At 35.0% G+C, this 13701-nt stretch carries 15 protein-coding genes and 1 pseudogene; 13 read left to right on the top strand and 3 right to left on the bottom strand.

What is annotated here, in order from left to right:
• Nucleotides 1–56: 56 nt before the first annotated feature.
• From OPR21_RS06690 to OPR21_RS06665, 6 genes are all read left to right on the top strand, one after another.
• Nucleotides 57–362, top strand: a complete 306-nt coding sequence (locus tag OPR21_RS06690; protein WP_006279881.1) for an integration host factor subunit alpha — start codon at nucleotides 57–59, stop codon at nucleotides 360–362.
• Nucleotides 362–688 carry a MerR family transcriptional regulator gene (locus OPR21_RS06685; RefSeq protein WP_006279880.1) on the top strand — a complete coding sequence of 109 codons (327 nt, stop codon included), beginning with the start codon at nucleotides 362–364 and terminating at the stop codon, nucleotides 686–688. The genes OPR21_RS06690 and OPR21_RS06685 overlap by 1 nt, the downstream gene beginning before the upstream one ends.
• A 45-nt stretch (nucleotides 689–733) precedes the next feature.
• Nucleotides 734–1330, top strand: a complete 597-nt coding sequence (locus OPR21_RS06680) for a murein hydrolase activator EnvC family protein (RefSeq protein WP_006279879.1) — start codon at nucleotides 734–736, stop codon at nucleotides 1328–1330.
• 12 nt (nucleotides 1331–1342) lie between these two features.
• Nucleotides 1343–3859 (top strand): leucine--tRNA ligase, encoded by a 2517-nt coding sequence (gene leuS / locus OPR21_RS06675; protein WP_077188483.1) that lies wholly within the window; start codon nucleotides 1343–1345, stop codon nucleotides 3857–3859.
• Between the two features lie 128 nt (nucleotides 3860–3987).
• Nucleotides 3988–4623 (top strand): hypothetical protein, encoded by a 636-nt coding sequence (locus OPR21_RS06670; protein ID WP_077188484.1) that lies wholly within the window; start codon nucleotides 3988–3990, stop codon nucleotides 4621–4623.
• A gap of 573 nt (nucleotides 4624–5196) precedes the next feature.
• Nucleotides 5197–6029, top strand: a protein-coding gene (locus OPR21_RS06665) for an IS5-like element ISWpi1 family transposase (RefSeq protein ID WP_236514306.1) whose coding sequence is annotated in 2 segments (ribosomal slippage) — nucleotides 5197–5566 and nucleotides 5566–6029 — 834 coding nt in all. Because the reading frame shifts where the segments join, the coding sequence is not laid out codon by codon here.
• A 44-nt stretch (nucleotides 6030–6073) separates the two neighbouring features.
• On the opposite strand, the pseudogene OPR21_RS08795 reads toward OPR21_RS06665, so the two are convergent.
• Nucleotides 6074–7055 (bottom strand): annotated as a pseudogene (locus tag OPR21_RS08795) (IS3 family transposase).
• A gap of 63 nt (nucleotides 7056–7118) precedes the next feature.
• On the bottom strand, nucleotides 7119–8612 hold the full coding sequence (gene guaB, locus OPR21_RS06650; RefSeq protein WP_006279746.1) for an IMP dehydrogenase: 1494 nt from the start codon (nucleotides 8610–8612) through the stop codon (nucleotides 7119–7121).
• A gap of 228 nt (nucleotides 8613–8840) precedes the next feature.
• Between guaB and OPR21_RS06645 the strand changes: the two genes are divergently transcribed.
• The 4 genes from OPR21_RS06645 to OPR21_RS06630 all read left to right on the top strand — a co-directional run bounded on the left by OPR21_RS06645 (nucleotide 8841) and on the right by OPR21_RS06630 (nucleotide 10512).
• Nucleotides 8841–9005: a hypothetical protein gene (locus OPR21_RS06645; RefSeq protein ID WP_265029875.1), complete on the top strand. Its 165-nt coding sequence runs from the start codon at nucleotides 8841–8843 to the stop codon at nucleotides 9003–9005.
• Nucleotides 9006–9037: 32 nt separating this feature from the next.
• A complete protein-coding gene (locus OPR21_RS06640; protein ID WP_265029874.1) occupies nucleotides 9038–9697 on the top strand; it encodes a JAB domain-containing protein in 660 nt (219 codons plus the stop codon).
• A 153-nt stretch (nucleotides 9698–9850) separates the two neighbouring features.
• Entirely contained in the window at nucleotides 9851–10135 is a 285-nt protein-coding gene (locus OPR21_RS06635) for a helix-turn-helix domain-containing protein (protein ID WP_265029873.1), read from the top strand.
• A 14-nt stretch (nucleotides 10136–10149) separates the two neighbouring features.
• Nucleotides 10150–10512, top strand: coding sequence for a helix-turn-helix domain-containing protein (locus tag OPR21_RS06630; protein WP_265029872.1), 363 nt, complete (start codon nucleotides 10150–10152; stop codon nucleotides 10510–10512).
• 150 nt (nucleotides 10513–10662) lie between these two features.
• On the opposite strand, the gene OPR21_RS06625 is transcribed toward OPR21_RS06630, so the two are convergent.
• Complete coding sequence (locus OPR21_RS06625) at nucleotides 10663–11745, bottom strand: hypothetical protein (protein ID WP_265029871.1); 1083 nt, start codon at nucleotides 11743–11745, stop codon at nucleotides 10663–10665.
• Between the two features lie 177 nt (nucleotides 11746–11922).
• On the opposite strand from OPR21_RS06625, the gene OPR21_RS06620 reads away from it, so the two are divergent.
• The 3 genes from OPR21_RS06620 (at nucleotide 11923) to OPR21_RS06610 (ending at nucleotide 13658) form a co-directional block, all read left to right on the top strand.
• Entirely contained in the window at nucleotides 11923–12867 is a 945-nt protein-coding gene (locus tag OPR21_RS06620) for a hypothetical protein (protein ID WP_265029870.1), read from the top strand.
• A gap of 97 nt (nucleotides 12868–12964) precedes the next feature.
• Entirely contained in the window at nucleotides 12965–13252 is a 288-nt protein-coding gene (locus tag OPR21_RS06615; RefSeq protein ID WP_265029869.1) for a helix-turn-helix domain-containing protein, read from the top strand.
• A 34-nt stretch (nucleotides 13253–13286) separates the two neighbouring features.
• Nucleotides 13287–13658 carry a helix-turn-helix domain-containing protein gene (locus OPR21_RS06610; protein ID WP_265029868.1) on the top strand — a complete coding sequence of 124 codons (372 nt, stop codon included), beginning with the start codon at nucleotides 13287–13289 and terminating at the stop codon, nucleotides 13656–13658.
• Nucleotides 13659–13701 lie beyond the last annotated feature (43 nt).

The following is a 13701-nucleotide window of genomic DNA, read 5'->3' as shown; positions in this document are numbered from 1 at the left end:
GCTGAATCTCGAGTCGATTGCTATATTATATTTACGTATTGTAATATTTATCAATAATGGATCACGTTACAACAAAAGACACAACAGTAACTAAGGCAACGATAGCTGGAGATATAAACCAAGAAATAGGATTATCAAAGGAAGACTCTGTTTCGATAATAGATGATATATTGGACGAAATAAAGACAAGCTTGGTAAAGGATGGAATAGTAAAAATATCGTCATTTGGAACATTCTTGGTTAAGAAAAAGAAGGAAAGACCAGGAAATATACCAAATACATCGGAGAAAGTGATGATTCAGGCAAGAAATTCAGTTTCTTTTAGGCCTTCAAAAATTATAAAAAAATCAATCAATAATTAATGAACAAGGAAAAATTATTTTATACGATTGGGGAAGTAGCTGAAGAGCTACATTTGGAACAGCATGTTTTGAGATTTTGGGAAGGTCAATTTCATCAAATTAAGCCTACAAAGCGTAAAGGAAGAAGGCTATATGATCGCAAGTGTATAGAGGCCATAAAGAAAGTAAAATACATGCTATATGATAAAGGATATACAATAAAAGGAGTGCAAAAAGAATTTGGTAATGATATAAAAGTCACAAAGAATTTGTTGCAAGAACTCACCGATTTGAGGGACTATTTAACTAGTAAAATAAATAACGAGGAAAGTAACAAGCAGGCGTGAAACACTACGTCTCGCTAAAATTTTGGAGTTTTGTGAGAGTTTAAAATGTGGCATATAGCCTCATTTCTTATGTTATTAGCAATATTAATAGGCTGTGGCCTGCAAAAACCTGCACCTGTGCTGCTTAAAGGCGAAGAATTTTACGGAAAAAGAGATCTGGAATATACAAGAGAGTACCATTTAATTAGGGAGCCTTCAGTGCAAAAAGAAAGTAGAAAAGCCATCATAAATAGGATATACAAAGATAACAATAATACACAAAATGTGGGGGTAAATTGTAAATTTGTAATGCCAGTTAAAGGTTCAGCTACCTCTTCTGATGAAATGTGTAAGGATGGCATAAAAATTGCTGCTCAAAATGGAACGAACGTAGTTTCCTCTGCACCAGGCAAAGTGATATATGTAGGCAAAGGGCTGAGATGGTATGGGAATTTAATTATAGTGGAACACAAAGATAATTACATGACTGTGTACTCCTATTTAAAAAACATACATGTTGAAATTGGCGATAAAGTAAAGCAAGGTCAAGTAATTGGATCTGCAGGTAAATCAAGCACACAAGATAAAGATCCACAGATGTGTTTCACAATACGACATAATGGCCAAGCGGTTGATCCTTTGATGCATATGAACTGTAATTGAATTTGGATTTATATGAAATATGATTTTAAAAGTGTTGAAAAATTTTATCAAGATAAATGGGATTTTTCTGTAAGCAAGAGTGGTAAACAAGAAAAGTGTTACGTGTTGGAAATGTTTCCATATCCATCTGGTAAAATTCATATGGGACACTTACGTAACTATGCAATAGGGGATGTGATAGCGCGTTACAAGAGAGCTAATGGATTTGAGGTTTTGCATCCAATTGGCTGGGATGCGTTTGGATTACCAGCTGAGAATGCAGCAAGGGATAACAATATTAGCCCCGAAACATGGACAAAAGAGAATATAGATAATATGCGTACACAGTTGAAATCTATAGGTCTTTCTTATAATTGGGAGCGTGAACTCTCCACATGTGAGCCTGATTATTACAAACACGAACAAAAATTTTTCCTGGATTTTTTAAAGCATGGGCTTGCCTATCGAAAAGAATCATGGGTTAACTGGGATCCAGTGGACCAAACAGTGCTTGCAAATGAACAGGTGGTTGATGGAAAAGGATGGCGATCAGGTGCAGTTGTTGAAAAACGTAAGTTGTCCCAATGGTTTTTAAAGATTACTGATTTCGCTGAAGATTTACTCAAGTGCCTGCAAAGTTTGAAAAATTGGCCAGAAAAAGTCAAAACAATGCAGGAGCGTTGGATAGGAAAATCTGAAGGAGCAACTATAGAGTTTGAAGTAGTTGGCCTGAATAAGAAATTAAAAGTTTTTACAACTTATCCTCATACTTTGTTTGGGGCTTCTTTTTGTGCAGTGGCAGCAGAGCATCCTATTGTGCAGGATTTAAAGAATGGTTCTTCTGTTGTCATCCCAGTGCTTGACACTGGGATCCAGGAAATAAAATCGAAAAGAGAGAACGATGAAAAAATAGGAGTTTACACCGGATTAAACGTCAAACATCCATTTCTTGATAAGGAATTGCCGCTTTACATAGCGAATTTTGTGTTGATGGAATATGGGGAAGGCGCGATTTTTGGTTGCCCTGCACATGATCAGCGTGACTTTGAATTTGCACAGAAATATAATTTGCCGATAATTCCCGTTATTTCTTCAGCCCACTTAGGTGTCATTCCAGCGCGTGACCAGAATTCTTACAATGGATCCCAGTGTCAAGCTACTCAGATGACAAAGGAGGCGTATACTGGAGACGGGACAATGTTTAACTCCGAATTCTTAAACGGATTAATGGTTAGTGAAGCAAAGGAAGCCATAGTTAAAAAATTTGAAGAAAAAAAAATAGGCAAAAAAACAATAAACTATCGTTTGCACGATTGGGGAGTTTCAAGGCAGCGTTATTGGGGATGCCCTATACCTATCATATATTGCAAAGATTGCGGAACTGTTCCAGTGCCAGAAAAAGACCTTCCTGTAGTTCTACCAATAGATGTAGAATTTACAAGTGGTGGCAATCCGCTGGATAAGCACCCAACTTGGAAATTTGTTGATTGTCCAAAGTGCGGAAAGCAAGCAGAGCGTGAAACTGATACATTCGACACCTTTTTTGAATCTTCCTGGTATTTTGCTGCATTCTGTAGTGAAGATAAATCAATAGACAAAGATGCATGTAATCGTTTTATGCCTGTTGATTATTATATAGGTGGGATAGAACATGCAATTCTGCATTTGCTTTATTCAAGATTTTTCTGCCGTGCTTTAACCAAATGTGGCTATTTTGATATTAAAGAGCCTTTCTCTACTTTAATCACTCAAGGAATGGTCTGCCATGCAACTTATAAAGACGAAAATGGTAAGTGGCTATTTCCCGCAGAAGCAAAAGAGTTGATTGCACAAGGAGCTAAGGTTCAAGTTGGAAAAGTCGAGAAAATGAGCAAATCGAAAAAGAACACAGTTGATCCAAATTTTATCATAGAAAAGTATGGTGCTGATACTGCCCGCTTGTTTGTGTTGTCCGACACTCCTCCGGAGAAAGATATGGAATGGTCCGATGATGGCGTGGAAGGTTGTTCTCGTTATGTAAATAAATTGTGGCGTATGGTCATGCAGCTAAGACCTGTAAATATACACTATGATAATGAAAATGTTACGGGTGGACTTCTAGAGTACAGAAAAAAAATTCATAAACTCTTACACGGACTTACAGATGACTTGGAAAACTGCAGATTAAACTGTGTAGTGGCAAAATTTCGTGAGATGACGAATTTAATAGCTGAAATAGACGTAAAAACTGGAAAATCTCTTATTGATGAAGGTATATGTATATTAATCAGAGTAATCGAACCATTCATACCACATCTAGCTGAAAGCCTATGGCAAGAAATAGGAGGTCAACCTTGGCCAAAAGCTGATGAATCATTATTAGTTGACGATACGGTAACTATAGCAGTGCAAATCAATGGAAAATTACGTACAACAATCAAGGTGGCAATTAACTTACCTCAAGAAGAATTGAAGAAAATAGCGATAGACTCTGTGTCCAGTAAGATCGATCAAAGCAAAGTTCGCACTGTATATGCTGTACCAAATAAGATAGTAAATATAGTTATATAAAAGACCTGAGTAGTACGTTTTATATAATCTGATTTTATGGCTATACTTTTTTTGACATGTAGTTATATCTTTTTTAATATAAAGGATATATACTTATGCATTATATATTTTTTTGTATGAGGAGTTATATGAAAATAAAGAGATTGTGCGTTTTGGCTGTGTTGCTTACTTCATCTCTAGCAGGTGCAGCTAGTAATAGTGCAAGTAAGTCAGAAGATAAGTACTATGCAGGTTTAAACTTTGGTGCTGGTTGGGGTGGTGGCTTTAAAATGAAACCTGGTGTTGTTCTTGGTTACCATTATGACCAAAACTCTAAATTTGAACTTGAGGTTCTCAGTAATATTAAGTCATTAAAGAGCATAGGAGCTAGCTTATTGGCAAACTACCGCTTCTATCCTGACCTTGATATTGATCCCGTTAAACTATATGTCAGCGGAGGTTTAGGAGGATATCTCCAAATAACACCTTTTGGCTTTGGTGTTAGTGATACAGTTGATGGTGATGACAATAGTTCACAAGAAGAAAAAGAAAAGGAAGAAGAAACACAAGGTGCTCCAGAATCAGGTGGTGAAGCTGCTGGTTCATCTGTAGTAGATAAAATACTGAGTTCTATTTCCTATAAACTAAAGTTAGGTGTTGATTATGAAATTACTCCGCAGATAATTGGTGCAGTTGGTATGACCATGGGTGGGCAACTAAGTGGTATAAAAGCAAAACAAATACCAGATGCAACTCTAGAGATAGGGGTACGTTATAATTTTTAATGCTGCTACTTAGTTCATAAAGGTAGAGACGATGTTGAGGATGAAATAAACAGCATTAAAAAAAATCCGAAAACGTATTTTCGAATATGGTTTTGAACGCTAGCTATAGATTAGAAAAATAACAAGAAAAAGGGTAAACATACTGTAATTGCTGTTGAATGATGGAGTCCATTATTTTAGCACGAAGTAACGAATTCAGTAGAATAAGTTCTTCAAAAATAATTTAAACTTTTATTAGTAGGAGCAGTCTCATGGAATATTATAGCGATCTCACTAAAAGAAACTTTTATAAGTATCGTTGATGAGAAAGGAAAAATTGTTAAGGAAGAAGTTGTTGCAAGAGAAAGTAAGGCAATAGCTGAATTTTTTCTTGGTCAAGGCAAAAAATATGAATCCATGGGAATAGAAAGTGGACAGTTATCAATTGACCTTACCCAGAAAAAGTGGAGAGAAAGTTTGGAATGTTTTTTACAAAAAGAATGATGCATCAAATTGTTCTGGAATGCAATAGTTAGAGGTTGTCCGGAAACAAGTAAAAGGCTATAATATCTGAAATTTTAGTACGGGGTAAAGATGAGAAAAAAGTATCCAACAGATCTAAGCGAAAGGGAATGGGCAAGAATAGAAAAACACTTCAGAGTATCATACAAGAAAGGAGGAAGGCCGCCAAAGTATAGCAAAAGAGAAATATTAGAAGCAATTTTCTATGTATTGCGTACAGGGTGTCAATGGCGGTATTTACCAAATGATTTTCCGCTATGGAAGACTGTGTATGAGCAGTTCAGGCAATGGAAGAAGCAGGGAATTTTTGAGAAAATGAATTATGAAATTACAAAATATAGTAGAAGAAAAATAGGAAGGAATGAGCAGCCGAGTGCCTGTATAGTAGATAGTCAATCTGTAAAGACTACAGAAAAGGGGGGATCAAAGGCTATGATGGAAGTAAAAAAGTAAAGGGTAGAAAAAGGCATATAATTACAGACACTCAGGGTTTTATACTAGGTTGTTACGTAGGCGCTGCTAACGAAAATGATAGAGATGGTATTAAAATAGCATTAAACAATATGAGAACAAAATATACTAAAGTTAAAAAAATGTGGGCTGACATGGGATACCAAGGAAGAAATTTAAAGAATCACATAAAGGAAGAATATGACATAGATATTGAAATTGTTACAAGGCCTCCATGTAGATTTTGGGTGCACAAAGATACGCCACCTGAGCTACTACCAACAAGAGAACAAGGGTTTAAAGTACAGCCAAGAAGATGGGTTGTAGAAAGGACTTTTGCTTGGGTTAATAGGAATAGAAGGCTATCGAAGGAGTATGATTTACTCACAACATCCACTGAGAATTTCATATACCTAGCTATGAGTAGGGTTATGTTAAAGAGGGAATATGCTTGAATTTACTAGTTTCCGGACAACCTCTTAATAGTAGAATGTCTACGTTATTTGTTATAAAAGATTTCTATGTATTCAAATATGGCAGTTCTGGTTTGTTGAGCGAGAAGTATCAATAAGCAGCTCCCTTTTAAGTGAACTTTTCTGCAACAGAGTTATCGTAACAACAGCCCTTATGGCTCATGCTGGAAATGATGTTTTTTGTATTCAATAGAAATTGGTAATTTTGAGAGGTATACTGTGACCCTTGATCGCTATGTAACAGCAGATTTTTATCGGGTTTGCGTTTATCAACGGCCATCAATAAAGAATCTATAACTAATTATCATGTTACTCATTAACCACCATGCGTGAATATAGGTCAATTATTGCCGCCAACAACCTTCTTTAGTTTTTATGTAGGTAATCCCAAACTTTATTTGGCTGATCAGTAGTAAAATTTTGATCCAATGTGTTCGGAGCCACAACTCGGTTGCTTATTTGCTGTTTTTTATTTTTGAACCTTCGTCTAAGCTTGGTTTTAATGCCATTTTCTTGCATAACACTTTGTACTGTTTTAATTTTTGCCTAAAGCTTTTAATTCAGCGTGAATTTTAGGGGCTCCATATCTGCATTTAGAATGCTTGATGTATTTTTTGAATATCTGCTAGAAGCCCTTCTTTTGCTAATTCTTTACTGCTTTTTTCCTTAGCAACCCATACCACCAGTACAAAACCCTACATAGTTCCTGTGTTTTATAGCAATTTCTATATAAAAGAATACTTTACTCTTTTTCTTTGCCCAGGGCTTTTTTTAAGATGTCTCTTTCTCTTATTAGCTCTTTTTTTAGATCAAATCTTTCTTTGTCATAAGGAGCCTTTGCCTGGAAATGCGTATGCTCCAGACATTTTTCCATCATATTTTCTTACTTAACATACTGCCATCTATACCTAGATCTTTTGCTATTTTTGTACTTGCTTGACCTGTTTCTTTAACCAGCTTAACAGCTTCTAATTTGAATTCTGCTGTATATTCTCTTCTATTTGTCATATTTTGAAAAAACGTTTTATTTTACTCCAAAAACGTCTTAACTTTCTCTCTACTTTTTCTGGACTACTCCGAATCGGTTGACAAATTGGACGCTTGATAAGCATAATTTGGAGCTTCTTGTGTAATGACTATATCATGAGCGTGACTCTCTCTTAATCCTGATGCAGTAATAGTAACAAATTTACAATTTTTTTTCATCTCTTCTATATTCCTATTACCAGTATACCCCATTGCAGCTTGCAATCCGCCAATCAATTGATGGATTACTCCTGAAGCTGGACCTTTGAATGGAACTCTTCCTTCCACTCCTTGTGGAACTAATTTGAGTTTTGAATCTTTATCTTGAAAATAACGGCTAGCTGAACCTCGTTTCATTGCACTAATAGATCCCATTCCTCGATAGCCTTTATATGCTCTGCCCTTATACATAATAATCTCACCTGGGCTTTCGTCAGTGCCAGCAAAAATCGAACCAATCATCACAGAGTCAGCACCAGCTGCAATAGCTTTTGCAACATCTCCTGAGTATTTTACCCCACCATCAGCAATTAGTCTGACGTTTCTTGCTCTACACGCCTCTGCAACATTCTTGATTGCAGAGAATTGTGGCACACCAACACCTGTAACTATTCTGGTTGTACAGATTGATCCTGGTCCTATTCCGACCTTCACTGCATCAACACCCGCATCAATCAACGCTTCAGCAGCCTCCTTTGTTGCAATGTTTCCGCCAATTAATTGCGTATTAGGATACATCTTTTTTATTTCCCTAATGGTATTGATAACGTTTTCGGAATGACCGTGAGCAGTATCCACAACAACTACATCAACTTCTTCTCCGATCAAAGCTTCACATCTGTCTATACCATCTTTTTTACCAGTGCCAATTGCAGCGGCAACTCTGAGACGCCCTTTACTGTCTTTACATGAATTTGGGTATCTATTGTATTTTTCAATGTCTTTAACCGTAATTAAACCTATACAACAAGAATTTTCATCTACGACCAAAAGCTTTTCTATTCTATTTTCATGCAACAATTTCATTGCTGAGGCACTATTCACTCCCTGCTCCCGCACTGTCACTAACTTATCTTTTGTCATCACTTCGGAAACTTTTACATTCATGTTCTGGTCTTCAATAAATCTCACATCTCGGTTAGTTAAAATTCCAACTAACTTGCGTTGATCGACTACAGGAATGCCAGAATAATTGTGCTCTCTCATTAATGAAATTGCTTCCGCAACTGTTTTATCCGGTGAAATCGTAATTGGGTTATACACGATCCAACTTTCATATTTTTTCACCCTTCTTACTTCTAAAACTTGTTCATCTATTGATAAATTCTTATGTATGCAACCTATCCCTCCATGTTGGGCAATAGCTATTGCAAAGCCCGATTCAGTAACAGTATCCATTGCAGAGGATATGAGAGGGATATTTAGTTCTATACTATTTGTTAAATAAGTTTTTGTATCTGCATCGCAAGGCAATATATTAGAATAGGCTGGCAAAAGAAGTATATCGTCAAACGAATAACAAGCTTCCATTTTTTTCATAGGCTTTATTTAAAGCTTATACGCCAATTAATTAAATTGCAATAGGCAAAATTAGCTAGGAGCCTTTAATTGTATAGCTCTAACTGTTTTTAGGAGATAGAAAAGCTATATGGTTGCTAATACATTTTATTGCAGAATAAGCATTCTATAGCTAACCCAAGAAAGGTTTCCCTACGTCATACCACGATTCATTCGCGGTATCTCTAGATCCCGCTAACAAGCAGCGGGATGACGGTTCTTCAAATCGTTAAGGTGTCATCCAAGCCTCCTATGATGTCATTCCAGTGTCCCTATGATGTCATCCCAGTGCCCAAGCAACAAGGACAACATTGCAAATTTAGAGTTCAAAAGGGTTATTCCTCGAGAACTACTGCGTCAGAAAGCTGGCGCTGAATTTGTATATAATGTTGATCTTGGAGGTTTTTATGAATAATAGTGAGAGAAAAGAGAAGTTAGAAACTCGCATTTTATCAAGTAGAGGCAGGTCTTTGCTTGACCATGAGCTACTGGAGCGTAATCTATCTGAATATGCAGAAGGAAGAGAAGTTGCCAAAAGGCTAATGGAGCTCTTTAGTAGTTTAGGGAGGGTAATTAATGCTGATTTTCATGAACTAAAAAATGTTACAGGAATGAACGATGGAGCAATAGCAAGTATTTTTTGCCTGAAAGAGATTTTCGATAGGATATTGAAAGGTAAGTTAAAAAAGCTGTCGATTCTTGATAATAGAGAAGAGCTATTAAAATACTTTAAAGCAGCAATAGGGCAGTCACGAAAGGAAAGCTTACGAGTAGTATACTTAGATCGAAGTGGTCATTTAATATATGAGTATATTCAAGACTGTGGAACTATAGACAGAGTACCTCTGTATGTGAGGGAAATAATAAAACAGGGATTACTGATTGACGCATCATCTGTTGCAATTTCACATAATCATCCAAGTGGAGATATAGAGCCATCAAAGGAGGATGAGGATAACACACTTACATTAGCTGCAACCTGTGAAAATGTAGGAATGAAATTAATAGATCATATAATCGTAACACAGAAGAGCCACTTTAGTTTTTATGATAGTGGTTTATTATAGTATGCTATAAATCAAAGAAGGAAAGTTCTCTAGCTTTCCTTCTTTTTTTCCACTTCATAAATTAAAAAATTCAATATAAGCTTGAACAGCTAAAATTAGTAATAAAAAGTGGAATTAGGCAAAAAAATAAAGGAACTTAGGTTATACTGTGGCTTGACACAAACTGAATTAGGAAAAAGAATAGGTGTTTCATATAGACAGATACAAAGGTACGAAAATGGTTCAAATTGCATTTTAGCCAGTAGACTGTATGACTTAGCAAAAGCCCTATCGATTAATGTTGCTGATTTTTTTACTGATATGCACGCCGACTCACATGAAAGTTACGATGAAGAAATACTAGAACTAGTCAAAGGATATAACGAAATTAAGAGCAAAAGGTTACGTAGTGTAGTTTATATATTGGTAAAATCTTTTTCCCAAAGTGATAATACATAGATCTGATACGTAAAATGACCATACAACATCCTATCGATAAGCAAATAGGTGAAAGAATAAGGAAAAGAAGGCTAATATGTGGTTTTAGCCAAAGGGACTTAGGAAAAAAGCTTGGAATTTCATTTCAGCATATACAAGGATATGAAACTGGAGAAGTTAGACTTATAGTTGATAGGTTATATAAATTAGCAGAAGCTTTGTCCGTTGATATGTCATATTTTTTTACCAAAGCCTCTGAGGACTTGCATGATAAGGCCTTTCACAGCGATGTAGGCAGCGAAGAAATATCAAGATTAGTAAGAGAATATAGAAAAATTAAAGATGAAACATTGCGTGATATTGTGCATTCAGTGATAAAGGCTCTTGCTAACAAATAGTACAAATTTTAAAGTTCAGGTATTTTTTATAATATAAAACACTTCTACAAGCAATACTAATTAAGGTAAATTTTTTATGGTAATCTTAATTAAATTTCAAAAACTACTTTACTTTGCAATAATTATGGCTATGTAAAACATAGCCACCAATCAAGAACGTCCTACAGATGTCGTTTTGTCATTTTTTAATTTATCTACCCAAGAAAAAGTCTCACTACTCTTAGAATTTGGATCGCCCCATCTTCCACACCTAGTAAAACTGCCTTTTTCTACTGCTTCTTTAACAGACATGCCACCAAATAAACACCCCTGTCCTATGATTTCTCCTATTTTTTGCAACTCATTCCACATTTCTTCATCTTCCACCTCAACTTGTACTTGATGATAGTCTCCTGTATCGTGATATACCATTAAATTTAGCTCTCCTAGGCTAGTGCAAAGTGTTACTGTAAAAGCGCTGTTATCGGATATATCTACGTAATTTCTTTTACCGTCTTTCCCGGTTTTGACCTCAACTTCACCATCACCTATTTTTATGATATTACCGCCAAGGTTTAAGTCTCCTTTACTTAAGCCCAAATTTTTTGCACCTTCTATAACTTTGGCAACATCAACTATGCAGCTATGTGAAAATTCAATATAGAAGGTCTTATTATCAATTTCTACATCTTCAACAGTTCCTTCTATAGTAGCGTCTTCTCCAACTTCCCTAAGTTTCTTGAGCCTACTATATATTTGTGGCTCAATTTCTTTTTGCACCTTTTGATGAATTTCAGTTATTTTCTTATCAACTTGTACATTAAAATCTGCTCCATTTAATGCTAACTTTCTGATTATATCCTCTTGTTTATTCCCTTTGAATTCATCACGATACATCTTAAACATTGTAACGTTAGCGAAGCCAAAGCCATCTTCATTGGCAGCATTTATTCTTATTCCTAAGTCTAAAGCTTCATCGATAACTTTACTTAACTCGTTTATATTTTTAGCTGCAATAGCTTTTTCCAGGAATTCATTTAGTTTCATATTTTCATATTCACTTAGTCTTATCCTGCATAAAGCTGATCGAAATGGATTGAGCTCCTCAGGATATGTTAAGACAGGTAATTTACTAATCTTTTTATTCGCTGTTGGAGCAGCTTTTATAAAATTAGGTAATAACCCTTCTTTTGCTATTCGCTCTACCGCTTTTAACATTTTACTAGACAAATTTTTACCATTTATTTTTTTCATTGTAATCCTCACTTAATTTCATTACTATTCGATCATATCGTGATAAATATTATTTAATTGTTAATATTATATGACTTATTGATTTACTGTATGTTATAATAACAAGTTTTACGGGCATTTACACTAGAAAAACACATCTTGTAAAAATTATTTCAATTTCAATCAAAGTTGGGTATTGTGATTATAAAACTGAAAGAAATGGATCTCTTGTCTTACTCCACTGAAAAGTTGAAGAAGCATTGTCAGCTACTTGATAATGAAGAAAAAATAATTCTATATGAGCAGCTGCTAGACAAGGCTAAAGACATACTTGAAAATTCAAGAGATAATGTTTCTGAACTGAAAAAGATCAGTAAAGCTGCTGTAGCAATAGAGGAAACTACCGATAAGCAGTTACTAGAAAAGTTTAATGATGACCACCCGCTAAGAGAAGTGGACATTTTAATCTACTCTCCTCAAGGAAATACTGAATATCTATTCAGCATAGATAACTCGTCGGAGCTTTATGATTTAAAAGAAGATAAGGATAAAGCTCTTTATAATGCAGTAAAATCAAATGATGTTGAGCTTGTAAAAAAGCTGCTCATGATCCTTCTACCTCAAGAAGTAGGTAATTTTGATGTAGAATACTTGGAAGAATTAAAAATATTGCTGTCAGGAATTCACAAAGAATTGCAATTATCACAAGATATGAAAAATTATCTTGAGAAGACAATAAAATTCTATAGTTTTTTATGTAGTAATTTTAACTTACTAGTTGCAAATCCCACTGACGTAAAAGCCATGATTGATCTATTTGCTGCTCAACCAAATATTGATTACCAAATAGATAAGCTTCTGCTTTCTTTTATTGTGAGAGATGTAGAGGAAGAAAAGTTAAGTTCTGAAATCAGTTACATGATAGAACTTCTCGAGCAGCATGAAAGATTTTCTGAGCTTGAATATAAGGTTAGAAGATTAAGATCAGAGTTTGCAAGTGGTAAAAGCAAATATTCGGCTGAAGTAATACGAAATAGCATTGCAGAACGAGAAAAAGAGATGAGGGAAATTGAGAAAAGGTATATAACGCTACATAATTTAATTAGCGAAAGACAGAAATTATTGAAGCAATTTTTTTGTTGACTGTTTTTCCATTTCATAAAATTTGTTGTAAATTGAATAACTGAAATTAAAGGTGCAATTAGGCAAAAAAATAAAGGAACTTAGGTTATACTGTGGTTTGACACAAACTGAATTGGGAAAAAGAATAGGTGTTTCATATAGACAGATACAAAGGTACGAAAATGGTTCAAATTGCATTTTAGCCAGTAGACTGTATGACTTAGCAAAAGCCCTATCGATTAATGTTGCTGATTTCTTTACTGATATGCACGCCGACTCACATGAAAGTTACGATGAAGAAATACTAAAATTAGTCAAAGGATATAACGAAATTAAGAGCAAAAGGTTGCGTAGTGTAGTTTATACGTTAGTAAAATCTTTTTCTCAAGGTTACAATGAGAGTTAGTATTGCTTTGATATATAAATTAAGATATTAACAAATGATTGTGCAAGCTGAACAACACCCTATTGATAAAGAAATAGGTGAAAGAATAAGGAAAAGAAGGCTAATGTGTGGTTTTAGCCAAAGGGACTTAGGAAAAAAGCTTGGAATTTCATTTCAGCATATACAAGGATATGAAACTGGAGAGGTAAGGCTTATAGTTGATAGGCTGTATAATTTGGCAGAAGCTTTGTCCGTTGATATGTCGTATTTTTTTACCAAAGCCTCTGAAGATTTGCATGATAAGGCCTTCCATAGTGATGTGGGCAGCGAAGAAATATCTAGACTAGTAAGAGAATATAGAAAAATTAAGGATGAAACGTTGCATGATATTGTCCATTCAGTAATAAAAGCACTTGCTAATAAATAATATAGGCCCCAAAGAAAATATCGTATCAAATTTCGTTCTATCA

Origin of the sequence: Wolbachia endosymbiont (group A) of Philonthus cognatus (assembly GCF_947251755.1) — a bacterium.
GTDB classification, from domain to species: Bacteria; Pseudomonadota; Alphaproteobacteria; order Rickettsiales; family Anaplasmataceae; genus Wolbachia; species Wolbachia pipientis.
Note: the sequence above shows the minus strand (reverse complement) of the source record. Positions and strands in the feature narration are given on the sequence as shown.

Bases quoted from the DNA above. Each gene is read 5' to 3' on its own strand.
- OPR21_RS06640 (WP_265029874.1), top strand. From the start codon at position 9,038: ATGAATAATAGTGAGAGAAAAGAGAAGTTAGAAACTCGCATTTTATCA.
- OPR21_RS06680 (WP_006279879.1), top strand. From the start codon at position 734: ATGTGGCATATAGCCTCATTTCTTATGTTATTAGCAATATTAATAGGC.
- OPR21_RS06690 (WP_006279881.1), top strand. From the start codon at position 57: ATGGATCACGTTACAACAAAAGACACAACAGTAACTAAGGCAACGATA.
- guaB (WP_006279746.1), bottom strand. From the start codon at position 8,612: ATGAAAAAAATGGAAGCTTGTTATTCGTTTGACGATATACTTCTTTTG.
- OPR21_RS06645 (WP_265029875.1), top strand. From the start codon at position 8,841: ATGACGGTTCTTCAAATCGTTAAGGTGTCATCCAAGCCTCCTATGATG.
- OPR21_RS06630 (WP_265029872.1), top strand. From the start codon at position 10,150: ATGACCATACAACATCCTATCGATAAGCAAATAGGTGAAAGAATAAGG.
- OPR21_RS06625 (WP_265029871.1), bottom strand. From the start codon at position 11,745: ATGAAAAAAATAAATGGTAAAAATTTGTCTAGTAAAATGTTAAAAGCG.
- OPR21_RS06610 (WP_265029868.1), top strand. From the start codon at position 13,287: ATGATTGTGCAAGCTGAACAACACCCTATTGATAAAGAAATAGGTGAA.
- leuS (WP_077188483.1), top strand. From the start codon at position 1,343: ATGAAATATGATTTTAAAAGTGTTGAAAAATTTTATCAAGATAAATGG.
- OPR21_RS06685 (WP_006279880.1), top strand. From the start codon at position 362: ATGAACAAGGAAAAATTATTTTATACGATTGGGGAAGTAGCTGAAGAG.
- OPR21_RS06670 (WP_077188484.1), top strand. From the start codon at position 3,988: ATGAAAATAAAGAGATTGTGCGTTTTGGCTGTGTTGCTTACTTCATCT.